Source organism: Microbacterium sp. Leaf179 (assembly GCF_001423785.1).
GTDB lineage: Bacteria > Actinomycetota > Actinomycetes > Actinomycetales > Microbacteriaceae > Microbacterium.
Map to the genome: position 1 here is coordinate 363309 of NZ_LMPH01000003.1, position 22956 is coordinate 386264.

Sequence of the window (22956 nt, forward strand, 5' to 3'; positions counted from 1 at the left end):
CGCCCCGCCCGCGCTCAGCCCTCTCGCGAGATGACCCCGGCATCCTGCAGTCGCTCGAGCAGGCCCGCGCCGTCGGACTCGCTCACCCACGGCACCTCGGCGGCCGAGTGATCGTCGACCACGGTGCGCCCACCGGCCAGCACGGCCTCGGCGGGCAGCAGCCGGCGGATGGCGACGGCGGCGACACTTCGCGGATTCTCGATGGCGAAGCCGGTGTAGATGGCGTCGTCGTGTTGACCGTCGTCACCGACGAGCAGCCACTTCACCTGGGGGAACTCCCGCGCGAGACGGCGGAGGTTCTGCTCCTTGTGGTCGCGACCGCTGCGGAACCAGCGGTCGTGCGTGGGGCCCCAGTCGGTGAGCAGGAACGAGCCCGCCGGGAACAGGTGCCGACGCATGAAGCGCGTCAGGGTGGGGGCGACGTTCCACGCACCGGTCGACAGGTAGATCACCGGCGTACCGGGGTTCTCCCGCGTCAGCCGCTCGAGCATGACCGCCATCCCCGGAACGGGCTGGCGGGCGTGTTCGTCGAGCACGAAGGAGTTCCAGGCCGCGAGAAGCGGACGCGGAAGGGCGGTGACCATGACGGTGTCGTCGATGTCGCTCACGACGCCGAAGCGCACGTCGGAGCCGACGATGAACACGCGGGTCTCGGTGGGCTCGCTGCCCTCGACCGACATGGTGATGTCCTGCCAGCCGGGCGCGAGCGTCGCGGGGAGCTTGGCGTCGATCACTCCGCCACGGTCGGCGGTGACCTCGTGCGTCACCCCGTCGATGACGATGTCGACGCGCGCCATCCCCACCGGAACGGCGGCGAACGCACGCCAGCCGCGCAGGCTCGCGGACTCTCCGGTCGACGTGCGCTTGATCGGCGGGGCGATCAGCACGCGACCGAGCACGCGCACCCACTCCTCGGTTCCGTAGCCCGGGAAGCCGGTGACGACGGGACGCAGGTGGCGGGCGCGCGCCCGACGTTCGCGCCAGCGGTGGAACCGGCGCTCGAGTCGGGCGAACCAGAGCACTTTGACGCGAGAGGAGCGAGACATTCCGCTCAGTCTTTCACGTCGCCGTCCGCTGGTCCGAGGGAAGTCGTCTCCTCGGCCAGATGGCGACGTTCCGCGCGTTCGATCAGCTTCTTGGCGACGAAGACCAGCACGAGGAACGCCACGAGGATGCCGACGAAGAGGTAGCCGGCGTAGTGCAGCTGGTCGGCGAGCTCGCGGTAGGTGCCCGCGGCGGTGGCCGCGACCGAGATGTACAGGCCGGCCCAGATCAGGCACGCGGGGGTCGTCCAGGCCAGGAACCGGCGGTAGCTGTACTTGCTCATCCCCACCGTCAACGGCACGAGCGAGTGCAGCACGGGAAGGAAGCGCGAGAGGAAGATCGCCGGTCCGCCGCGTCGGCGCAGATACCGGTCGGCGCGATCCCAGTTGCGTTCGCCGAGCTTCTGACCCAGCCGCGAGGCGCGGATGCGGGGACCGAAGTACCGGCCCAGCCAGAAGCCGAGGCTCTCGCCGATCAACGCGCCCAGGACGACGGCTGCGCCCAGCAGCACTCCCTCGAGGGGAGACGCGATCGCGGTGCCCGCCACGATGACCATGGTGTCGCCGGGAACGATCAGACCGACCAGCACGCTCGTCTCGAGCACCATCGCGACACCGGCGACGATCGTGCGCAGCACGGGGTCGACGTTCTGAACGACGTCGAGCAGCCACGTGAGGATCTCGTTCACCCCGTCACCCTATGGCCGTCGGCCACGCCTAGCCTGGGAGCGTGCCGCACTCCTCCGCTCCGGTCGCCCTCCCCGCGTGGGCCGACCCCGAGGCGGTGTTCCTGCACCTTCTCGCCGACGCCGATCACGCATTCTGGCTCGATGCCGGGGTCGACGCGTCGACCGGGTGGAGCTGGATGGGAACGGGAGTTCCCGACTCGTCGTCGGCGCCGATGGATCAGGATGCCACCTCGCCCGGCCGCGCCCCCGGATCACCCGGAGAGGAAGCCGGGGCGTTCCGCGGGGGATGGGTCGGCTGGCTCACTTACGAGGGTGAGCCGGTCTGGCTGCGGGTGGAGACATTCCTCGCGTTCGACCACGCCGCACGCCGCGTGTGGGCCTTCGGCGACGCCGAGATCGCCCGGCGCGCCGCCGAGGCCCCCGTGCCGCCGCCGGTGCCCGTCGCGGAGCGTCGGGGTGCGGCATCCGGTCGCGTGACACCCACCCGCTACGCGGAACTCATCGAGGCCTGCCGCGCGCGCATCCGCGAGGGCGACGCCTACCAGCTGTGCCTCACCACGCGATTCACCGTGCCCGGAGCCGTCGACCCCGTGGCGGTGTTCCGGCGCCTCCGCCGCGCCTCGACCTCGCACCACGCCGGCTTCGTGCGCTCCGGCGACACGGCACTGGCGAGCGCGTCGCCCGAGCGCTTCCTCGAGGTGCGCGGCGGGGCCGTGCACACCCACCCCATCAAGGGCACGCGTCCGCGCTCGACCGACCCGGTGCGCGACGCCGCCCTGGCCGACGCCCTGCGGACGGATGCCAAGGAGCGTGCCGAGAACGTCATGATCGTCGACCTCATGCGCAACGACCTGTCGCGGGTGTGCGAGCCGTCGACCGTCGGCGTCGACCGTCTGCTCGAAGTCGAGAGCTACCCGCACGTGCACCAGCTCGTCAGCGAGGTGTCGGGGCGCCTGCTCCCCGGCACACGCGTCGGTGCGCTGCTCGAGGCGACCTTTCCGGCGGGCAGCATGACGGGCGCCCCCAAGCAGTCGGCGATGCAGATCCTCGCCGGCCTCGAAGAAGCCCCGCGCGGCGTCTACTCCGGCGCCTTCGGGTGGATCGGCGACGACGGCGCGGCCGATCTCGCCATGGTCATCCGCAGTGTCGTCGTCGAGGCGGATGCCGCCTGGGTCGGCGCCGGCGGGGGGATCACGTGGCGTTCGGTCGCGGCATCCGAAGTCGCGGAGGTGGGGATCAAGGCGCGGGCGCCCCTCGCCGCCCTCGGCGCCGAGGTACCGCCCGGGTGGTGACGTCCGGGTCCGATAGCCTGGACGCTGGCCCCCGCGGCCTCCCCGACCTTCACGATTGGCTTCACCCGTGTCTCAGAATTCCGCACCCGACCCCCGCGAAGGTGGCTTCGACACCCACGCCATCCAGGCGAAGTGGCAGCGAGCGTGGGCCGACAAAGATCCCTTCCGTGCCGGCGGCGACGATGACACGCGCCCCCGCAAGTACGTGCTGGCGATGTTCCCGTACCCCTCGGGCGACCTGCACATGGGTCACGCCGAGAACTACCTGTACTCCGACATCGTCGCGCGCTTCTGGCGTCACCGCGGCTACAACGTGCTCAACCCCATCGGATGGGACTCGTTCGGCCTGCCGGCCGAGAACGCCGCCATCAAGCGCGGCGCCGACCCGGTCGAGTGGACCTACGCGAACATCGCGCAGCAGAAGGAGAGCCTGAAGGACTACGGCGTCTCGTTCGACTGGAGCCGTGTGCTGCACACCAGCGACCCCGAGTACTACCGGTGGAACCAGTGGCTGTTCCAGAAGCTGTACGACAAGGGCCTCGCGTACCGCAAGGACGCCCTCGTCAACTGGGACCCGGTGGATCAGACCGTGCTCGCCAACGAGCAGGTGCTGCCCGACGGCACCAGCGAGCGCAGCGGTGCCGTCGTGGTGAAGAAGAAGCTGACGCAGTGGTTCCTGCGCATCACCGACTACGCCGACCGCCTGCTCGACGACCTGAACCAGCTCGAGGGCTTCTGGCCGAGCAAGGTCATCCAGATGCAGCGCAACTGGATCGGACGCTCGATCGGCGCCGACATCGAGTTCGAGATCGAGGGCCGCGACGAGAAGATCACCGTCTTCTCGACCCGCCCCGACACGCTGCACGGTGCGACGTTCTTCGTCGTGGCGCCCGAGTCCGACCTCGCGGCCGAGCTCGCGGCATCCGCGGATCAGGGCGTGCGCGAGAGCTTCGAGGCGTACCTCGCCCAGGTGCAGCGTGCGACCGACATCGAGCGCCAGGCCACCGACCGGCCGAAGACCGGCGTGTTCCTCGGGCATCACGCGATCAACCCGATCAACGGCGAGAAGCTGCCGATCTGGGCCGCCGACTACGTGCTCGCCGACTACGGTCACGGTGCCGTCATGGCCGTGCCCGCGCACGACCAGCGCGACCTCGACTTCGCCCGCGCCTTCGACCTGCCCGTGCGGGTCGTCGTCGACACCCTCGCGCCCGTCACCGGGGCGATCCCCGTCATCGAGCTCGACGATGACGGCGTGCCGATCGACCCGCTGGGCGACGTCGACGAGACCGACCCGGTGAAGACCGGCATCGCGCTCACCGGAGATGGCCGCATGGTCAACTCGGGTTCGCTGAACGGCCTGTCCAAGCGCCACGCCATCGCGCGCATGATCGAGGAGCTCGAGGCCAAGGGCGTCGGCCGTGCCGCCAAGACGTACCGCTTGCGCGACTGGCTCATCTCGCGCCAGCGCTACTGGGGCACGCCCATCCCCATGCTGCACGGCGAAGACGGCTCGATCACGCCGGTCCCCGCCGACCAGCTGCCCGTCACCCTGCCGTCGGTGGAGGGCCTCGACCTGAAGCCCAAGGGCACCTCGCCGCTGGGGGCCGCGACCGAGTGGGTCGAGGTCACCGACCCCGAGACCGGCCAGACGCTGCTGCGCGACCCCGACACGATGGACACCTTCGTCGACAGCTCGTGGTACTACCTGCGCTTCCTGTCGCCGGACAGCTCGACCGAGGCGTTCTCGGCTCGCGAGGCCAACAAGTGGGGCCCCGTCGACTTCTACATCGGCGGCGTCGAGCACGCCATCCTGCACCTGCTGTACGCGCGGTTCATCACCAAGGCGCTGTTCGACATGGGCCTGGTGGAGTTCACCGAGCCGTTCTCGAGCCTCATCAACCAGGGCATGGTCATTCTCGACGGCACCAAGATGTCGAAGAGCAAGGGCAACCTTGTGCTGTTCCAGGAAGAGCTCGACGCCCACGGCGCCGACGCCCTGCGTGTCGCGCTGGCCTTCGCCGGCCCGGTCGAAGACGACAAGGACTGGAACGACGTCTCGACCACCGGAGCGGCGAAGTTCCTCGCCCGCGCCCTGCGCATCGCGCACGACGTCGACAGCGACACCGACGTGGTGTGGGCCGAGGGCGACCCCTCGCTCCGCCGCGTCACGCACCGCCTTCTGGCCGAGGCGCCGAACCTCGTCGAGCAGACGAAGTTCAACGTCGTCGTCGCCCGCCTGATGGAGCTGGTCAACGCCACCCGCAAGGCGATCGACGGAAAGGCCGGCGCGAGCGACCCCGCCGTGCGCGAGGCGGCCGAGGTCATCGCGATGACCCTCGACCTGTTCGCCCCGCACACCGCCGAAGAGATGTGGCAGACGCTCGGCTACACCGGCTTCGTGGGGCTCGCGACCTGGCGCCAGGCCGACCCGACGCTGCTGGTCGAAGACACCGTCACCGCCGTCGTGCAGATCGACGGCAAGGTGCGCGCCACGCTCGAGGTGTCGGCCAAGATCGGCGGCGACGAGCTCGAAGTCCTCGCCCGGGGCGACGAGCGCGTGCTCCGCGCGCTCGGTGAGCGCGAGATCGTGCGCGCGGTCGTGCGTCCGCCGAAGGTGGTCAGCTTCTCGACGAAGTAGGTTGTCGCTCCGGATGCCACGTCCCCGGCGCTCCACGGAGCGCGGGGGCGTGGCATCCGTCGTTCCGATCCGACCGTTCGTCCGCCGGCGGCGGCCTCGGGCCGCCGTCTGCGTTCGTCAGGGCATATGAGACGCCGCTCCTCCCCAGGGAGGCTTTCCGCGCGAGCGTTCACCGATCGACGTGGGAGGGGCACGAGCGGGTGGGGGTGCTGCCTACTGTCGCGGTGTGACCGAGAACGTCGTCCTCCCCGCCGAGGACCGGCCTCCCCACGCGGGGGAGCCTCTGCCGGCGCGGGCGCGGCTGGGGGTCGGGGCGGTTGTCGTGCTGGTGCTGCTGGCGTTCGCCGTCACCATCGGGATCGGCATGGTCCGGGGCGCGACCGGGACGGAGGTCGTCGAGCCCGCCGTGTCGGCGTCACCCCCCTCCGCCGCCGACCCGCAGGTCGGTGTCTACGTGCACGTGGCGGGCGCGGTGCGCGAGGCCGGGCTCTACCGGCTCGAGGTCGGCGACCGCGTCGCCGATGCGGTCGCGCGCGCGGGCGGCTTCGCCGAAGACGCCGCACGAGACGGGGTGAATCTCGCGCGGCCCGTCGCGGACGGCGAGCAGATCGTCGTCCCGGTGACGGGGGCGGAGGTCACCGCCGGGGGAGCCGCTCCGGCCGCGGGCGCCTCGGACGGCGTCGTCGATCTGAACACGGCCACGCGCGAGCAGCTCGACACGCTCCCGCGGATCGGCCCCGCTCTGGCCGACCGCATCATCGCGTGGCGCGACGAGAACGGCCGCTTCACCAGCGTCGACGACCTGTCGTCGATACCGGGGTTCGGCGACAAGATGATCGAGGCCCTGCGCGACCTGGTGCGGGTGTGAGCGAGCGGCGTGCGCTGCGGCGACGGGCACTCCGGCCGATCTCGGTGGCCGTCACCACCTGGGGCTTCGCGGGGCTCGCCACCGGGCTCCCCGACGCCCGCGTCCTCGCTCTCGTCCTCGCCGCGGGGGCCGGTCTCGCCGCCCTCGCCTTTCTGGGCAGACGGCACGCGGTCCTCGCCGTCGCCACCATCGCCGTCGCCTGCGCCGCGGCATCCGTGTCGAGCGTGGCTTTCGTGGACGCCGTACGCGAGCAGGTCGACGCCCTGCGGGTGGAGGGCGGCCGGCAGCTCGTGCTCGAGCTCACGGTGACCGGACGCATCGACGGCGCCCCGGACGGCGGGGCGTGGTTCGACGCCGTCGCCACGGAGGTCCGCGCCGGGAGCGTGCAGCTCTCGGGAGACATCCCGGCCCGCATCGGAGTGGATGCCGAGGGGCGCCGGGTCCTCGCCGAGGCCGCGATGGGCAGCGAGGTAGAGGTCGTCGGTCGGGCTCTGCCCGCCGAGCCGGGAGAGCGGGCGGTGCTCGTCGTCCGGGCCGAGGAGGTCGCGAGAGCGGCACCGCCGGGCGGGGTCTGGGGATGGTTGGAGGGGCTCCGCAGCCGCCTCGTCGCATCGACCGACGGACTCCCGCAGCCCGGTGCCGGCCTCGTGCCGGGCCTCGCGGTGGGCGACACCTCGAGCCTCGACGCGGCGACCGAGACCGCGATGACGGTCTCGTCTCTTTCGCACCTCACGGCCGTGTCCGGTGCCAACTGCGTCATCGTGGTCGGGGCGGCCTTCGCCCTGCTCGCCCTCTGCCGCGCACCACGGGGAGCACGTATCGTCGGGGCGCTGCTCGTGCTCGCCGGCTTCGTCGCGCTGGTCACCCCCGAACCCAGCGTCGTGCGCGCCGCGGCCATGGCGTCGGTTGCGCTCCTCGCCCTGGCCCTGGGCAGACCGGCGGTCGGGATCGCCGTGCTGTCGCTGGCGACGACGGTGCTGCTGATCGTCGACCCCTGGCTCTCTCGGTCCGTGGGTTTCGCGCTCTCGGCCGCGGCCACCGCCGCCCTGCTCGTCCTCGCGCGGCCCCTCGCCGCCGGCCTCGAGCGCTGGATGCCGCGGGCTCTGGCGCTCGCGATCGCCGTGCCGGCCTCGGCGCAGCTCGTCTGCGGCCCGCTGATCGTGCTGATCGATCCGCACGTGCCGCTCCTGGGCATCGTCGCGAACCTCCTCGCCGATCCGGCGGCCGCCCCCGCCACCATCGCGGGCGCTCTCGCCGCCATCGCCCCGTTCCGCTGGCTGCAAGACGGACTCACCGCCCTGGCGTGGATCCCCGCCTCGTGGATCGCCGCTGTCGCGCACACGACCGCGGGGATCTCGGCGCAGAACATTCCGTGGCCCGACGGCCTGCTCGGCGCCGGGCTGCTCGGGCTGGTCGGTGCCGCCGTGTTCGTCGCGGTCGTCCGCCCCCGCCGTCTGCCCCGCACCGCAGCCCTCGCCGCCGTGGCCTCCGCCGTCAGTCTCGGCCTGATGCTCGGTCAGTCGGCCGTCCGCACGCTCGCGGGGCCGCTCACCGTCCCGGCGGCGTGGCAAGTGGTCATGTGCGACGTGGGGCAGGGCGATGCCACGCTCTGGCGCTCCGGAGCGGCGGTCGCGCTCGTCGACACCGGGCCCGACCCGGCGAGCCTCACCGGTTGCCTTGAGAAGTTCGGGGTGGAGCGCCTCGACCTCGTCGTGCTGACCCACTTCGACCTCGACCACATCGGCGGTGCGTCTGCGGTGCTCGGGCGCACCGACCTCGTGCTCCACGGCCCGACCGACGGGGGCGCCGACCAACGGCTGCTCGAGCGCTTCGCAGTCGCCGGTGCCTCGCTCACGCAGGCGACGGCCGGGACGACCGGCTCGCTGGGTGCCACGCACTGGCAGGCTCTGCACCCGCCGCCGCGAGCGGAGCCGGGCAACGACGCCAGCGTCGCCATCGATATCGCCGGCCCGGGCTTTCCCCGCACGACGATGCTCGGCGATCTGGGCGAGGACGCGCAGGAATCCCTGCTCCGACGCGCCGACGTGACGCCGGTGCAGGTCGTCAAAGTCGCGCACCACGGCAGCGCCGACCAGGACGCCGACCTCTACCGGCGACTCCACGCGGCGATCGGACTGATCGGCGTGGGTGCCGACAACCGCTACGGCCATCCCACGGCATCCCTCCTGTCGATCCTCGAGAGCGAAGGCACGACCGTGGGGCGCACGGATCGCGACGGCGCTCTCGCCGTGTGGATCGACGAGCAGGGCCGTCTGTCCCTCTGGCGCGAGAACGGTCCCGCCGTCGACAGCGTTCCGAGCCCGACATCGTCTGTGCCCCGGTAGTCGTGCATGCTCCGGTTCAGGTGGTGTCGGTGGCTGGCCGCACCGGGAAAAGAGCGTCGCACCGGGCCACGCGGGGCGACGCAAGTTGCCGCGTCGTCGTCACGTTCCCGCGCCTCCGCACCGCGGCTTCGATGTCGGACCCGGTCGGTAGGCTGGGGGAGTGACCCCGGCACCCCGACGCTCCGCCCCCGCGAAGACCAAGTCGGCCATTCCCCAGGTGTCCTGGCGCACCCCGCAGCCCGCGCCCGTCGTGCTGATCTCCGGTCCCGAAGAGGTGTGCGCCGAGCGCGCGACCGCCGGCATCCGGGCACTTCTCAAGAGCGAAGACCCGAGCCTCGAGGTCACCGACATCCGCGCCGACGATTACGCCGCGGGCACCTTGCTCGGCGTCACGTCTCCCTCGCTGTTCGGCGAGCCCCGCCTGGTCCGCGTGAGCGGCGTCGAGAAGTGCAGCGACACGTTTCTCAGCGAAGCCGTGTCGTACCTCTCGCAGACGCAAGAGGGCGCCACCGTCATCCTGCGCCACACCGGGGCGAGCGTGCGCGGCAAGAAGCTCCTCGACGCCATCCGTGCCGGGCAGGGCGCCGGCATCGAGATCCCGTGTGCGGCGGTGAAGCGCGACTCCGACCGCTTCGACTTCGCCGTGGGCGAGTTCAAGGCCGCGCACAAGCGCATCGCCCCCGTCGCCCTCCGCTCCCTGGTCTCGGCGTTCGCCGACGACCTCACCGAGCTCGCCGCCGCGTGCCAGCAGCTCATCGCCGACGTCCCCGGCGATATCGACGAGCGCATCGTCGAGCGGTACTACGGCGGGCGGGTCGAAACCTCGGCGTTCACGGTCGCCGACACCGCCATCGCCGGGCACTACGGCCCCGCCATGTTGGCGCTGCGGCACGCGCTGGCATCCGGAGCCGACCCCGTGCCCCTCGTCGCCGCGGTCGCCATGAAGCTCCGCACCATGGCCCGGGTCGCCGGAACCCGTGAGTCCTCGTCGGCGGCCGCTCAACGCCTCGGCATGAAGGATTGGCAGGTCGACCGTGCGCGGCGCGACCTGGTCGGGTGGACCGGCAACACCCTCGGCATGGCGATCCACGCCACCGCCCGCGCCGACGCCGAGGTGAAGGGCGCGTCGCGCGACGCGGTCTTCGCGCTCGAGCGAATGATCACGATCATCGCCACCCGCGCACCGTACGGCGGCTGACCGCGCACGGTCGTCTCGCCGGCCTTGGGCTCGCAGGGCAGATCCGTGAGCAGGGGAGGGCGTGGGCTGAGCGGAGGACCGGATCGAGGCCGCACCTCCTCCGCTCGGCCCCGCCCCTCCGCTCGCCCCCGACTCACCGACCCGCGCGCCGCACGGCGGCTGATCGCGCGAGGTCACCTCGTGGGCCGGGCGCACTCGGCGCAGATCCGTGTCGAGGGGAGGGTCCGAGCTCAGCGGAGGACCGGATCAAGGCCGCGCATCCTCCGCTCCCGCCCGCCCCCATCCATCGACCCACGGGCCCCGGCGCCGTGCGCAGTCCACAGCACCCACCCCGACGCCCCCTACGCTCTCGCGCCCCCACCCCGGAAACGACGAAGCCCGCCCCGCGTGATGCGGGACGGGCTGTCGAAAAGGTGCGACTCAGAGAGCGGCGACCGACTTCGCGATGGCCGACTTGCGGTTCGCGGCCTGGTTCTGGTGGATGACACCCTTGCTCACGGCCTTGTCGAGCTTCTTGGTCGCGGTGGCGAGCGCCTTGAGAGCGCCTTCCTTGTCACCGGCCAGCACAGCCTGCTTGGTGCGACGTACGTGCGTCTTCAGCTCGCTCTTGACGGCCTTGTTGCGCTCGTGCGCCTTGTCGTTGGTCTTGTTGCGCTTGATCTGCGACTTGATATTCGCCACGTCGACGGTCTTTCGTTTGAAGTGAATATGGAAGAGCCGGGCGAGCGGTAGAGGGACGCTGCACCGGCATCGTGGAGGTCGGGAAAAACCCCACACGCAAGCCAAGGACCAACTCTATCAGGTCGCCGCCTCGACGGTGGTGAGCGCCACGTCGACCAGCGCGTTGAACACGCGGGGCCGCATCGCCGTCACCAGGTGCGTGGTGCGGGGGACGACGATCAGCTCGGCCTCGCGCGCCACCGACACGAACAGCTTCTCGTTGGCGCGCAGTTGGTCCCACTGCCCGTTGATGAACCACAGCGGAACCTCGATGCGGCGCAGCGACGCCAGAAGGTCGAGCACCGACAGGCTCGCCAGGGCGGTGTCCTGCGCCTCGAAGGCGTATCCGCCCGCGCCGAAGTCGGGCCGCGTCTCGGGCGGGAGCGTGCGGTTGAGCACGCGGTTGGTGAGCCCCAGGCCGCGGTCGGGCAGGCTGTCGAATCGCCGCGCGAGAAAGCGGTAGGCCGCGAGGCCCACACCCCGCGGGATCGAGGTGCACGATGCGGCGATGAACGCCGCGACCGGCGGCGGGTCCTCGCGCCCGACGTACTCGATGCACAGCAACCCGCCCATCGAATGGCCCACGAGCAGCACGGGGCCGCGGGTCGCGGCATCCTGCACCGCCCGGTCGATCGTGGCGAACGCCTCGTCGAGAGTGAACTCCTCGCCGCGGCGGGTGCCGTGTCCGGGCAGGTCGACGGCGACGGCCGGGTTGCCGCGCTCCTCGAGGTGGGCGAGCTGCGCGCGCCACATGGTCGCCGAGGTGCGGATACCGTGCACGAACACGACCTGGACCGTCATGGCATCCAGGGTAGAAGCCGTCCGCTGCCGACCGGCTGTGCGTCCGCGTCCCCGACGCGCCGCGCGGCACGCTCCAGCGCGCGGAACGGGTGTTCACGACCCGCGGGGGGACCCCCGGATGCCGGACCCCGGGCACCCGCGGACGGCGATGTCGGCGCGCCACCGTAGAATCGACGGAACATGTCACCGCGCGCCCTGAAGCCCCTCGAGCCGTCTGCCACTCCGCCGGAGCAGATCCGCAACTTCTGCATCATCGCTCACATCGACCACGGCAAGTCGACGTTGGCCGACCGCATGCTGCAGATCACCGGCGTCGTCAGCGACCGCGATATGCGGGCGCAGTACCTCGACCGCATGGACATCGAGCGTGAGCGCGGCATCACGATCAAGTCGCAGGCGGTGCGGATGCCGTGGGCCACCGCCGACGGCACGTTCGCCCTCAACATGATCGACACGCCCGGTCACGTCGACTTCACGTACGAGGTCAGCCGTTCGCTCGCCGCGTGCGAGGGAGCGATCCTGCTCGTCGATGCCGCGCAGGGCATCGAGGCGCAGACGCTGGCCAACCTCTACCTCGCGCTCGAGAACGATCTGACGATCATCCCCGTGCTGAACAAGATCGATCTGCCGGCCGCCGACCCCGAGAAGTACGCGGCCGAGCTCGCCGGCCTCATCGGTGGCAAGCCCGAAGACGTGCTGCGCGTCAGCGGCAAGACCGGCATGGGCGTCGAGGAACTGCTCGACCTCATCGTCGACAAGATCCCCGCCCCGGTCGGCAAGCCCGACGCCCCGGCACGCGCCATGATCTTCGACTCGGTCTACGACGCCTACCGCGGCGTGGTCACGTACGTGCGCATGATCGACGGCTCGCTGCAGCCGCGCGAGCGCATCCAGATGATGTCGACCACCGCGACGCACGAGCTGCTCGAGATCGGTGTGTCGAGCCCGGAGCCCGTGCCCACGCGCGGTCTCGGCGTCGGCGAGGTCGGCTACCTCATCACCGGTGTGAAAGACGTGCGCCAGTCGAAGGTCGGCGACACGATCACGACGCACCGCAAGCCCGCCACCCAGGCGCTGCCCGGGTACACCGATCCGAAGCCCATGGTCTTCTCGGGTATCTACCCCATCGACGGCAGCGACTACGCCGAGCTGCGCGAAGCCCTCGACAAGCTCAAGCTGTCCGATGCGTCGCTGCAGTACGAGCCCGAGACCTCGGTCGCGCTGGGCTTCGGCTTCCGCGCCGGGTTCCTCGGCCTGCTGCACCTCGAGATCATCACCGAGCGCCTCTCGCGGGAGTTCGGTCTCGACCTCATCACCACCGCCCCGTCGGTGACCTACGAGGTCACCACCGACACGGGCGACACCGTCTCGGTCACCAACCCCAGCGAGTACCCCGACGGTCGCGTCGCCTCGGTCTCGGAGCCGATCGTCAAGGTCGGCATCCTGCTGCCCAAGGACTACGTCGGCACCGTGATGGAGCTCTGCCAGTCGCGCCGCGGAACGCTCCTGGGCATGGACTACCTCAGCGAGGACCGCGTCGAGCTGCGGTACCACATGCCCCTCGGCGAGATCGTGTTCGACTTCTTCGACCACCTCAAGTCGCGCACGCAGGGCTACGCGAGCCTCGACTACGAACCCGCCGGTCAGCAGACCGCCGACCTCGTGAAAGTCGACATCCTGCTGCAGGGCGACAAGGTCGACGCGTTCAGCTCGATCGTGCACCGCGAGAAGGCGTACGCCTACGGCACGCTCATGGCCGAGCGCCTGCGCAAACTCATTCCGCGCCAGCAGTTCGAGGTACCCATCCAGGCTGCGATCGGCGCCCGCATCATCGCGCGCGAGACGATCCGCGCCATCCGCAAGGACGTCCTCGCGAAGTGCTACGGCGGTGACATCACCCGAAAGCGCAAGCTGCTCGAGAAGCAGAAAGAGGGCAAGAAGCGCATGAAGATGGTGGGCCGCGTCGAGGTGCCGCAGGAAGCCTTCATCGCCGCCCTCTCGGGCGACGTCGAGGCCAAGAAGTAACGACCGATTCGAGAGGAAGATCATGCGCCGGCAGAACTTCACCGACGACACGGTCGACTACGCGGCGGTGGGCGCCACTCAGGCCCCCGACCTCATGCAATATCCGCCCGAGCGTTCCGTGCCCGCCGAAGATGCGTGGCGTATCGGCAGCGGCGAAGAGCGCTTCGTCGCCGCGGGCGAGTTGCTGCTCGCGTGGGCGCCGCTGCGCAGCGAAGAGTTGAGCATCACCGACGTGCGTCCCGCGTCGGGCGCCGGCTACGCGGGCGTCGGCTTCGACGCCGAGGGCGCTCCGGTCGCCCCCAGCCGCCTCGAGGCCGAGCAGCGATTCGCCGCCGACGGCACCCCGTTCGTCAGCCCCGGCACGGGTGTGCGCCTGCACGGCAAGGTCGATGGCCACCGCGCCGACGCCGAGCTGCGGGTCATCTCGGTGTTCGAGGAGCCGCGCCGCGTCGGATTCATCCTCGGCACGGTCGGACACTCCATCGTGAGCGGCGAAGAGCTGTTCTCGCTCGAGTGGCGCGACAACGACGAGGTCTGGTTCGTCGTGCGCGCGTTCGACCGCCCCACCGCGCCGTCCTACAAGCTCCTCACCAGCCGCGTGCGTCGTCGCCGCAAGGCGCTGTTCACGCGGTACCTGCGCGCGATCTCGCCGCTGTACACGTCCTGATGGGCGGACCGCTTCCCCTCGGAGACCCCGCGCCCACCGACGGTCGTCTGCCCGACGACCTGACCATCGACCCGTCGGTCGACTTCGGGGTCTACCTGCACGTGCCGTTCTGCCGCGTGCGCTGCGGCTACTGCGACTTCAACACCTACACGGCCAGCGAACTGCGCGGCGCCCGGCAAGACGACTTCGCCGACACGCTCGCCGCCGAGGTACGCCTGGCGGGTGGGGTGATGGATGCCACGGGCGGCCGCCGCACGGCATCCACGGTGTTCTTCGGCGGGGGTACGCCGACGCTCCTGCCTCCCGGCGATCTGGCGCGCATGCTCGACGCCGTGCGCGCGGAGTTCGGCATCGCCGAGGGGGCCGAGGTCACCGTCGAGGCCAATCCCGACACCGTCGACGACGCCGTGGTCGAGACGCTGGCCGCGGCGGGCGTCACGCGCGTGTCGATCGGCATGCAGTCGGCCCGCCCGCACGTGCTCGCCGCCCTCGACCGCACCCACGACCCCGCGAACGTCGCGACCGCCGTCGCCGCGGCCCGCCGCGCCGGGCTCGACGTGTCGCTCGACCTCATCTACGGCGCACCGGGGGAGTCGCTCGACGACTGGCGGTCGTCTCTCGAGACCGCCGTCTCCCTCGCTCCCGATCACATCTCGGCCTACGCGCTCATCGTCGAAGACGGTACGAAGCTCGCCCGCCAGATCCGCTCGGGCGCGGTCGTGGAGCCCTCCGACGACCTGCAGGCCGACATGTACGAGCTGGGCGACGAGCTGCTCGCCGACGCCGGGTACGACTGGTACGAGGTGTCGAACTGGTCGCGCGGCGTCGCCCACCGTTCGCGGCACAACCTCGCCTATTGGCGCGGCACGGACTGGTGGGGGTTCGGGCCGGGCGCCCACAGCCACGTCGCGGGGCTACGCTGGTGGAACGTCAAGCACCCGGCCGCCTACGCCCAGCGCCTCGCGGCGAACGAGTCGCCGGCCGCCGCGCGCGAGCGCCCCGACGAGACGGCCCGACGACTCGAGTCGGTGCTGCTGCGCAGCCGCATCCGTGAGGGTCTCGCCGTCGGCGAGCTGCACGGCGAGGGCCGCAAGGCCGTGGCGTCGCTCATCGCCGACGGGCTCATCGAGGGGGCGGATGCCATCCGGGGCCGCATCGTGCTGACCCGCCGCGGACGCCTGCTGGCGGATGCCGTGGTGCGCGCTCTCACGGTCTGATCCACGCCGCCGCACCTGGCGGCGAGACCCCCGGCACGCGCGGGGGATCCGGCATCCGCGAGCCCCCGACGGGGCACGCCGTCGATCGGCGTAGAATTGGCACTCAGTCAAGTCGAGTGCCAGACGGGGAGGAGCAGCGCATGGTGTCGGAACGCGGCCTCCAAGTACTCCGCGCGATCGTGCAGGACTACGTCGACACGCGTGAACCCGTCGGCAGCAAAGCGATCGTCGACCGGCACGCGTTCGGTGTGTCGGCGGCGACCATCCGCAACGACATGGCGCTGCTCGAAGACGAAGACCTCATCGTCGCCCCCCACACCTCGTCGGGCCGCGTGCCCACCGACAAGGGCTACCGCGTGTTCGTCGATCACCTCGCCGAACTGCGCCCGCTCTCGGGAGCGCAGCGCAGCGCGATCACCTCGTTCCTCGACGAGGCGGGCGATCTCGACGACCTGCTCGCCCGCACGGTGCGTGCCCTGACGCAGTTGACCGGCCAGGTCGCGATCGTGCAGTACCCGTCGTTCGCGCGCGCCAACCTCTCGCACGTGGAGCTCGTCGCCCTCGGCGGCCCGCGCGTGCTCGTCATCCTGGTCACCGACACCGGCCGCGTCTCGCAGCGGATCGCGCTCGTCCCTGCCGAGCCGGTCGAGGCCGACATCGTGCAGCTGCGCGCCCGCGTGGGCGCGGTGCTGGTCGGGCGCTCCGTCGCCGACTGCGCTCAGCAGGTCGCCGCGGTCGTCGCCGACGGACCCCGCCCCGGCATCGCCCTCGACGCCGTCGCCGACGCCGTGTTCCGCGTCGTCGGCGAGGAGCTCGAGGAGTTCCGTCAGGATCGCCTCGTCATGGCTGGGGCGGCGACCCTCGCCAAGCGCGAATCCGACTTCCGCGGCAGCATCTACCCGCTCCTCGAAGCCATCGAGGAGCAGGTGACCCTGCTGCGGCTCATGACCGAGATGGTCGCCGACGAGAAGGGCTTGTCGGCCAGCATCGGCCGCGAGAACGAACCCTTCGGACTGATCGAGGCCTCGGTGCTCGCCAGCCGGTACGACGGCTCGACGGGCGGTGCCCGCGTGGGCCTGCTCGGCCCCACCCGCATGGACTACTCCTCCAACCTCGCGGCGGTTCGCGCCGTCGCGCACTATCTGACCCGGATGCTCGAAGACGACGACAGCGCGCGCTGACGAGCACCCCACCGAGAACGACCCCGCACCAGCGGACAGGAAGGCGATTGTGGCTGACCACTACGAGGTCCTCGGCGTCGAACGAGACGCCAGCGCCGACGAGATCAAGAAGGCGTACCGCCGTCTCGCTCGTCAGTTGCACCCCGACGTGAACCCCGGTGACGACGCGTCCGAACGCTTCAAGCTGGTCACGCACGCGTACGACGTGCTCAGCGACCCCGAACAGCGTCGCCGCTACGACATGGGCGGCGACCAGAACCCCTTCGGCGGGGGCGGGGGAGCGGCCGGCTTCGGCGGCTTCAGCGACATCTTCGAGACGTTCTTCGGCGGGGCCCAGGGCGGCGGCGGCGGGCGTGGACCGCGTCCGCGTTCGCGTCGCGAGCGCGGTCAGGACGCCCTCGTGCGCGTCACGCTCGATCTGGGCGACGTCGTCTTCGGTACCCACCGCGACCTCGACGTCGACACCGCCGTCCTGTGCGAGACCTGCCAGGGAGCCTGCACGCAGCCGGGCACGAGCGAAGTCACCTGCGACATCTGCCACGGCTCCGGTCACGTGCAGCGCACGGTGCGTAGCCTTCTCGGCAACGTCGTCACCAGCCAGCCCTGCAACGTGTGCCACGGACATGGCACGACCATCCCCTACCCCTGCGGCACCTGCCAGGGGCAGGGGCGCGTACGCGCCCGCCGCACCGTGTCGGTCGACATCCCCGCCGGCGTCGAGTCGGGCCTTCGCCTGCAGCTTCCCGGTTCGGGTGAGGTCGGCCCCGCCGGTGGCCCCAACGGCGACCTGTACCTCGAGATCACCGTCGATGCGCACGAGGCTTTCAGCCGCGAGGGCGACGACCTGCTCGCCACCCTCGAGGTGTCGATGCCGGATGCCATCCTCGGCACCACCACGACGATCGACGCCCTCGACGGAGCCGTCGAGCTCGAGGTGCGCCCGGGCGTGCAGTCGGGCGACGTGCTCACCATCAAGGGCCGCGGCATCACGCCGCTGCGCGGAAGCCAGCGCGGGGACCTGAAGGTCGGCGTGCACGTCGTGACGCCCACGCGCCTCGACCACAAGGAGCGCGCCCTCATCGAGGAGTTCGCCAAGCGCACGAAGGCCCCCCAGCCGCGCCTGGCCGAGCACCAGCAGGGCATGTTCTCGAAGTTCCGCGACCGCTTCCGGCACTGACCGTGGCGCTGCACTTCGTCACCGACGACGCGGCATCCGCTCAGCCGGGTGAGGTCGTGGTGCTCACCGGAGCAGAGGCGCACCACGCCGCGGCCGTCCGCCGCGTGCGCGTCGACGAGGCGGTCACCCTGGGCGACGGACGCGGGGCGTGGCTGTCGGGCCTCGTCACGGCCGCGACGCCCAAGCAGGTCGACGTGCGGGTGACGGGCCGCGAGGAGCATCCGGCCCCGTCGCCGCGCTTCGTGCTCGTGCAGGCGCTCGCGAAGGGCGACCGTGACGAACTCGCGGTGCAGGCGGCGACCGAACTCGGTGTCGACGCGATCGTGCCGTGGCAGGCGGCGCGCAGCGTCTCACGCTGGGATGCCAAGGCCGACAAGGGTCTCGGCCGCTGGCGCACCATCGTGCGCGAGGCGGCGAAGCAGGCGCACCGCGCGTGGATCCCCGACGTCGAGGGCATCGCCCGCACGGCCGACCTCGTGCGCCGCGCCGGCACCGATCTGGTGCTGGTGCTCGAGCCCTCGGCATCCGATCGCCTCACCGCGGTCGCCGCAGAAGCCTCGGACGGTCGCGACGTGGTGCTGGTGGTCGGGCCCGAGGGCGGGATCGCCCCCGAGGAGCTCTCCGCGCTCGAAGGCGCCGGTGCGCGGCTCGTGCGCCTGGGCGACACGGTGCTGCGCACCTCGACCGCGGGGGCGGCGGCCCTCTCGGTGCTGTCGGCGGCGCACGGGCGCTGGTGACCTCCCGCCGCGTTCCGATCCTCCCGTCCGGGGCGCGAAACGTCCCGCCCCGCCCGTCCGGGGCGCGGAATGTGCACCGGGGCGCACGACAACCGCCCCGATGCACGGTTCACGCCCCGTCCACGAGTCGCACGGCTCGACGCACCACCTTGCCCGTCGAGCCCGCACCCCCCGACCTGCGTGTCGGAGCCCGTCACTAGACTGGATGCCATGAGCGAACCGTCGATCTTCACGCGCATCCTGCAGGGCGAGATCCCCGCCGAGATCGTCGCCGAGACCGAGAACGCCTTCGCGATCCGCGACATCGCCCCGCAAGCGCCGGTGCACCTGCTCGTCATCCCCAAGACGCAGCAGTACCGCAACGTCGTCGAGCTGGCGGCGGGCGACCCCGACCTGCTCACCGAGCTCGTGGGACTCGCGAACAGCGTCGCCGCCGAGCATGCCGACGGCGACTTCCGGCTGATCTTCAACACCGGCGAGGGCGCCGGCCAGACCGTCTTCCATGTGCACGCCCACGTCCTCGCGGGTGGCCTGAACGAAAAGAGCGTGGGTGCCTGACTCCGCCGAAGAATCCGTCGTCGACCGCATCGAGGTCGACGGCGTGGCCATGGTCCAACTCCTCGGACCGCAGGATCGCCTGCTGCGCGTGGTCGAGAAAGAGCACCCCGAGGTCGACGTGCACGTCCGCGGCAACGAGATCACGCTGTCGGGCACCGCTGCGGCCGTCGCCGCGGCGCGCGGCCTCGTCGACGAACTGCTCGCGATGACCCGCTCGGGCCATGGCCTCGACCCCTCCGACGTGAAGAGCTCGAACCGCATGCTCTCCGACGGCGGTCCCCGTCCGTCCGAGGTCATGGGCGAAGCGATCCTGTCGTCGCGCGGAAAGGTCATCCGCCCCAAGACCGCCGGGCAGAAGGCCTACGTCGACGCGATCGACGAGAACACCATCGTGTTCGGCATCGGCCCCGCCGGTACCGGCAAGACCTACCTCGCCATGGCCAAGGCCGTGCAGGCGCTGCAGCGCAAAGAGGTCGCCCGCATCATCCTCACCCGGCCGGCCGTCGAAGCCGGCGAGCGTCTGGGCTTCCTGCCCGGCACGCTCACCGACAAGATCGATCCGTACCTGCGGCCGCTGTACGACGCGCTCAACGAGATGATGGACCCCGACATCGTGCCGAAGCTCATGGCGACGGGCACGATCGAGGTCGCTCCTCTCGCGTACATGCGCGGACGCACGCTGAACGACTCGTTCGTCGTGCTCGACGAGGCTCAGAACACCACGCCCGAGCAGATGAAGATGTTCCTCACGCGCCTCGGCTTCGGCACGCGCATGGTCGTCACCGGAGACATCACCCAGGTCGACCTGCCCCAGGGTGCGTCGGGTCTGCGTCTCGTCACCCGCGTGCTCGACGACATCGACGACATCCACTTCTCGCGTCTCACCAGCGAAGACGTGGTGCGTCACAACCTCGTCGGTCGCATCGTCGACGCGTACAGCGAGTACGACGAGAAGCGTCTCGTCGCCCGCCGTGAGCGTGACGAGGCCTCCGAGTTCGCCACCCGTGCGGAGCGACGCGGCTCGAGTGCCGCCGGTCCCCGCGATCACCTCCCGAGACGAAACCGCTCATGACGATCGAGATCAACAACGAATCCGACCACCAGATCGACGAGCAGGTGCTGCTGCGCCTGATGGAGTACAACCTCGCCGAGCTGCACGTCAGCGGCGACGCCGACGTGGCCATCGTGCTCGTCGACGAGGGCGCCATGGAGTCCTTGCACGTGCAGTGGATGGACGAACCCGGCCCGACCGACGTGCTCAGCTTCCCGATGGACGAACTGCGCCCCGGGTCGGAAGATGCGCCCACCCCGGCGGGTCTGCTCGGCGACATCGTGCTGTGCCCCGCCGTCGCCGAGACCCAGGCAGTCGCGGCGAAGCACTCCACGCAAGACGAACTGATCCTGCTCACCACCCACGGACTGCTGCACCTCCTCGGCTTCGATCACGCCGAGCCCGATGAGGAGCGCGAGATGTTCGGTCTTCAGCGCGAGCTCATCGCCGGCTTCCAGGCCGTCGAGCGCCAGCGCCGCGCATGACCGAAGCGCTCCTGCTCGTCGCCGCCGTGCTGCTCGTCGCCTTCGGCGGGCTGATGGCGGCGTCCGAGGCCGCGCTCGGGGTCACCTCGCGCACCGACCTGCTCGAGCTGGGCGCCTCGGGGCGCAACGCCACGTCGCTGCGTCGCATCGCCGACGACACCAGTGCGCACGTGACGGCGGTCGTGTTCATCCGCGTGCTCGCCGAGACCACCGCCGCGGTGCTCGTGACCGCGGCGTTCATGCTGCTCTTCGACGACATCTGGCTGGCCGTCGCGGCCGCCGCCGTGCTCATGACGGGCATCTCGTTCGTCGCCGTCGGTGCGAGTCCCCGCTCGGTTGGCCGCCAGCACGCCCGTGGTCTGCTGCGCGGCGGGGCACCCGTTATCCGGGGCATGCGCATTCTGCTCGGGCCCCTCGCGCACGGCCTCGTGGCCGTCGGCAACCGCGTGACCCCCGGAGTGCCGCACTCGACGTCGTTCGCGTCGGAGGAACAGCTGCTCAGCATCATCGACGAGGCGGCCGAGAACGAGCTCATCGAGCAGGACGACCGTGAGCTCATCCACTCGGTGTTCGACTTCACCGACCGCTACGTCCGCGAGGTCATGGTCCCGCGTACCGACATGGTGACCGTCGGGGCCGCCGCCACCTCGCGTGAGGCCCTCGCTCTCTTCCTCGAGAAGGGCGTCTCGCGCGTTCCCCTCGCCGACGACGAGGCCGACGACGTGGTGGGGATGCTGTACCTCAAAGACCTCGTGCAGTTCGGCTTCCGCGACGAGGCGGGGTGGCGCGACGCACCGATCCGCCGCATCGCCCGACCGGCGGTGTTCGTGCCCGAGTCGATGAAGGCCGAGACCCTTCTGCAGCAGATGAAGAAAGACGCCGTGCACGTGTGCCTGGTCGTCGACGAGTACGGCGGCGTCGCCGGCCTCGTGACCCTCGAAGACCTGATCGAGGAGCTCGTGGGCGAGATCGCCGACGAGTACGACGCGCCCACCAACGAGATCGTCGAGCTCGACGACAACCGGTACCGCGTGAACGCGCGCTTGGGCCTCGACGAGGTCGGCGACCTCTTCGGTCTCGAGCTCGACGACGAAGACGTGGACTCGATCGGCGGACTGCTGGGCAAGGCCCTCGGCCGCATCCCCCAACCGGGGGCCACGGCCGAACACTCCGGTCTCGTCATGACCGGCGGGGCATCGCGCGGCCGCAACCGCGGCATCGCCACGGTGATCGTGGAGCGCGCCGAGACTCCGAACGACGACAACGCCGAGGCCGATGGCCCCGCGCGTGAGAGGAACGACAGATGACCGACACCCGATCCGGTTTCGTGACCTTCGTGGGCAGGCCGAACGTCGGCAAGTCCACCCTGACCAACGCCCTCGTGGGCGAGAAGGTCGCGATCACCAGCGAGAAGCCGCAGACCACGCGTCGCGCCATCCGCGGCATCGTCAACCGCCCCGGCGGTCAGCTCGTGCTCGTCGACACCCCCGGCATCCACCGCCCGCGCACCCTGCTCGGACAACGTCTGAACGACCTGGTCGAACAGGTGCTGGGCGACGTCGACGTCATCGCCTTCTGCGTTCCGGCGACCGAGAAGGTCGGCCCGGGCGACCGTCGTATCGCCGAGTCGCTGTCGGGGTACCCCCGCGCCAAGAAGGTTGCTCTGGTCACCAAGACCGACGCCGCCTCGCGCGATCAGATCACGCAGCGCCTCGTCGAGGTCGACGCGCTGCGCGAGGACTGGGCCGCGGTCATCCCGCTCTCGGCCATCACCCACGACCAGCTCGACGTGCTCAGCGACGAGCTCCTCGCGCTCATGCCCCAGGGGCCCGCGCTGTACGACGCCGACATCGTCACCGACGAGACGCTCGAAGATCGCATCGCCGAGATCATCCGCGAAGCGGCGCTGCACGGCGTGCGCGACGAGCTCCCGCACTCCATCGCGGTCACGGTCGATGACGTCGCCGCGCGCGAGAACAGCGACCTCACCGACGTGTGGGCCAACATCGTCGTCGAGCGCGACAGTCAGAAGGCCATCATCATCGGCCACAAGGGCTCTCGCCTGGCCGACGTCGGTGCGCGTGCGCGCGCGGGCATCGAGCCCCTCGTGGGCAGCAGGGTGTATCTCTCGCTGCACGTCCGCGTGGCCAAGGAATGGCAGCGCGACCCGAAGCAGCTCGGGCGCTTGGGCTTCTGACACCCACCCGCCCGCGCCGCGTTTCCGGGCGCACATGAGACGAACGACACGACGAAAGGTGCAG

20 protein-coding genes are annotated in these 22956 nt (G+C 70.9%); 16 read left to right on the forward strand and 4 right to left on the reverse strand.

The genetic code is table 11. The features are described 5' to 3' along the window. Window positions 1-14: 14 nt before the first annotated feature. Both ASF96_RS13260 and ASF96_RS13265 read right to left on the reverse strand, forming a co-directional pair. Complete coding sequence (locus tag ASF96_RS13260; protein ID WP_055939952.1) at window positions 15-1046, reverse strand: App1 family protein; 1032 nt, start codon at window positions 1044-1046, stop codon at window positions 15-17. Window positions 1047-1051: 5 nt separating this feature from the next. After that, a complete protein-coding gene (locus ASF96_RS13265) occupies window positions 1052-1732 on the reverse strand; it encodes a DedA family protein (RefSeq protein ID WP_055939954.1) in 681 nt (226 codons plus the stop codon). Between the two features lie 41 nt (window positions 1733-1773). Between ASF96_RS13265 and ASF96_RS13270 the strand changes: the two genes are divergently transcribed. From ASF96_RS13270 to holA, 5 genes are all read left to right on the forward strand, one after another. Further along, complete coding sequence (locus ASF96_RS13270; protein WP_055939955.1) at window positions 1774-3024, forward strand: anthranilate synthase component I family protein; 1251 nt, start codon at window positions 1774-1776, stop codon at window positions 3022-3024. Window positions 3025-3091: 67 nt separating this feature from the next. Continuing rightward, window positions 3092-5665: a leucine--tRNA ligase gene (gene leuS, locus ASF96_RS13275; protein WP_156458862.1), complete on the forward strand. Its 2574-nt coding sequence runs from the start codon at window positions 3092-3094 to the stop codon at window positions 5663-5665. A 226-nt stretch (window positions 5666-5891) separates the two neighbouring features. Then, window positions 5892-6533 (forward strand): helix-hairpin-helix domain-containing protein, encoded by a 642-nt coding sequence (locus ASF96_RS13280; RefSeq protein WP_055939959.1) that lies wholly within the window; start codon window positions 5892-5894, stop codon window positions 6531-6533. Continuing rightward, the gene (locus tag ASF96_RS13285; protein WP_055939960.1) at window positions 6530-8878 is read left to right on the forward strand and encodes a ComEC/Rec2 family competence protein; all 2349 of its coding nucleotides are present in this window, start codon (window positions 6530-6532) and stop codon (window positions 8876-8878) included. The genes ASF96_RS13280 and ASF96_RS13285 overlap by 4 nt, the downstream gene beginning before the upstream one ends. A gap of 160 nt (window positions 8879-9038) precedes the next feature. Beyond that, on the forward strand, window positions 9039-10076 hold the full coding sequence (holA, locus tag ASF96_RS13290) for a DNA polymerase III subunit delta (protein WP_055836989.1): 1038 nt from the start codon (window positions 9039-9041) through the stop codon (window positions 10074-10076). Window positions 10077-10496: 420 nt separating this feature from the next. Here holA and rpsT read toward each other — a convergent pair whose 3' ends face one another. Next, window positions 10497-10757 carry a 30S ribosomal protein S20 gene (rpsT, locus tag ASF96_RS13295; protein WP_055836993.1) on the reverse strand — a complete coding sequence of 87 codons (261 nt, stop codon included), beginning with the start codon at window positions 10755-10757 and terminating at the stop codon, window positions 10497-10499. Window positions 10758-10874: 117 nt separating this feature from the next. Next, a complete protein-coding gene (locus ASF96_RS13300; protein WP_055939962.1) occupies window positions 10875-11597 on the reverse strand; it encodes an alpha/beta fold hydrolase in 723 nt (240 codons plus the stop codon). A 180-nt stretch (window positions 11598-11777) separates the two neighbouring features. On the opposite strand from ASF96_RS13300, the gene lepA reads away from it, so the two are divergent. The 11 genes from lepA to era all read left to right on the forward strand — a co-directional run bounded on the left by lepA (window position 11778) and on the right by era (window position 22892). Next, window positions 11778-13622 carry a translation elongation factor 4 gene (lepA, locus tag ASF96_RS13305; protein ID WP_055837006.1) on the forward strand — a complete coding sequence of 615 codons (1845 nt, stop codon included), beginning with the start codon at window positions 11778-11780 and terminating at the stop codon, window positions 13620-13622. Window positions 13623-13644: 22 nt separating this feature from the next. Further along, a complete protein-coding gene (locus ASF96_RS13310) occupies window positions 13645-14289 on the forward strand; it encodes a DUF1990 family protein (protein WP_055939964.1) in 645 nt (214 codons plus the stop codon). Then, window positions 14289-15506, forward strand: a complete 1218-nt coding sequence (gene hemW / locus ASF96_RS13315) for a radical SAM family heme chaperone HemW (protein WP_055939966.1) — start codon at window positions 14289-14291, stop codon at window positions 15504-15506. Before ASF96_RS13310 ends, hemW begins: the two co-directional genes overlap by 1 nt. 140 nt (window positions 15507-15646) lie before the next feature. Then, on the forward strand, window positions 15647-16687 hold the full coding sequence (hrcA, locus tag ASF96_RS13320) for a heat-inducible transcriptional repressor HrcA (RefSeq protein ID WP_055837014.1): 1041 nt from the start codon (window positions 15647-15649) through the stop codon (window positions 16685-16687). Between the two features lie 49 nt (window positions 16688-16736). After that, complete coding sequence (gene dnaJ / locus ASF96_RS13325; RefSeq protein ID WP_055939967.1) at window positions 16737-17864, forward strand: molecular chaperone DnaJ; 1128 nt, start codon at window positions 16737-16739, stop codon at window positions 17862-17864. Window positions 17865-17866: 2 nt separating this feature from the next. Further along, the gene (locus ASF96_RS13330) at window positions 17867-18601 is read left to right on the forward strand and encodes a 16S rRNA (uracil(1498)-N(3))-methyltransferase (protein ID WP_055939968.1); all 735 of its coding nucleotides are present in this window, start codon (window positions 17867-17869) and stop codon (window positions 18599-18601) included. A gap of 210 nt (window positions 18602-18811) precedes the next feature. Next, window positions 18812-19159 (forward strand): HIT domain-containing protein, encoded by a 348-nt coding sequence (locus tag ASF96_RS13335; RefSeq protein WP_055939969.1) that lies wholly within the window; start codon window positions 18812-18814, stop codon window positions 19157-19159. Window positions 19160-19208: 49 nt separating this feature from the next. Beyond that, window positions 19209-20231, forward strand: a complete 1023-nt coding sequence (locus tag ASF96_RS13340; RefSeq protein ID WP_235560610.1) for a PhoH family protein — start codon at window positions 19209-19211, stop codon at window positions 20229-20231. After that, window positions 20228-20695, forward strand: a complete 468-nt coding sequence (ybeY, locus tag ASF96_RS13345; protein ID WP_055939972.1) for an rRNA maturation RNase YbeY — start codon at window positions 20228-20230, stop codon at window positions 20693-20695. The genes ASF96_RS13340 and ybeY overlap by 4 nt, the downstream gene beginning before the upstream one ends. Continuing rightward, window positions 20692-22002 carry a hemolysin family protein gene (locus ASF96_RS13350; protein ID WP_055939974.1) on the forward strand — a complete coding sequence of 437 codons (1311 nt, stop codon included), beginning with the start codon at window positions 20692-20694 and terminating at the stop codon, window positions 22000-22002. The genes ybeY and ASF96_RS13350 overlap by 4 nt, the downstream gene beginning before the upstream one ends. Next, complete coding sequence (gene era / locus ASF96_RS13355) at window positions 21999-22892, forward strand: GTPase Era (protein WP_055837036.1); 894 nt, start codon at window positions 21999-22001, stop codon at window positions 22890-22892. Before ASF96_RS13350 ends, era begins: the two co-directional genes overlap by 4 nt. Window positions 22893-22956 lie beyond the last annotated feature (64 nt).

Excerpts from the sequence above, each read along its gene's own strand:
- ASF96_RS13300 (WP_055939962.1), bottom strand. The coding sequence starts at position 11,597 with ATGACGGTCCAGGTCGTGTTCGTGCACGGTATCCGCACCTCGGCGACC.
- ASF96_RS13310 (WP_055939964.1), top strand. The coding sequence starts at position 13,645 with ATGCGCCGGCAGAACTTCACCGACGACACGGTCGACTACGCGGCGGTG.
- ASF96_RS13340 (WP_235560610.1), top strand. The coding sequence starts at position 19,209 with ATGGTCCAACTCCTCGGACCGCAGGATCGCCTGCTGCGCGTGGTCGAG.
- ASF96_RS13335 (WP_055939969.1), top strand. The coding sequence starts at position 18,812 with ATGAGCGAACCGTCGATCTTCACGCGCATCCTGCAGGGCGAGATCCCC.
- ASF96_RS13350 (WP_055939974.1), top strand. The coding sequence starts at position 20,692 with ATGACCGAAGCGCTCCTGCTCGTCGCCGCCGTGCTGCTCGTCGCCTTC.
- hemW (WP_055939966.1), top strand. The coding sequence starts at position 14,289 with ATGGGCGGACCGCTTCCCCTCGGAGACCCCGCGCCCACCGACGGTCGT.
- ybeY (WP_055939972.1), top strand. The coding sequence starts at position 20,228 with ATGACGATCGAGATCAACAACGAATCCGACCACCAGATCGACGAGCAG.
- ASF96_RS13260 (WP_055939952.1), bottom strand. The coding sequence starts at position 1,046 with ATGTCTCGCTCCTCTCGCGTCAAAGTGCTCTGGTTCGCCCGACTCGAG.
- lepA (WP_055837006.1), top strand. The coding sequence starts at position 11,778 with ATGTCACCGCGCGCCCTGAAGCCCCTCGAGCCGTCTGCCACTCCGCCG.
- era (WP_055837036.1), top strand. The coding sequence starts at position 21,999 with ATGACCGACACCCGATCCGGTTTCGTGACCTTCGTGGGCAGGCCGAAC.
- hrcA (WP_055837014.1), top strand. The coding sequence starts at position 15,647 with ATGGTGTCGGAACGCGGCCTCCAAGTACTCCGCGCGATCGTGCAGGAC.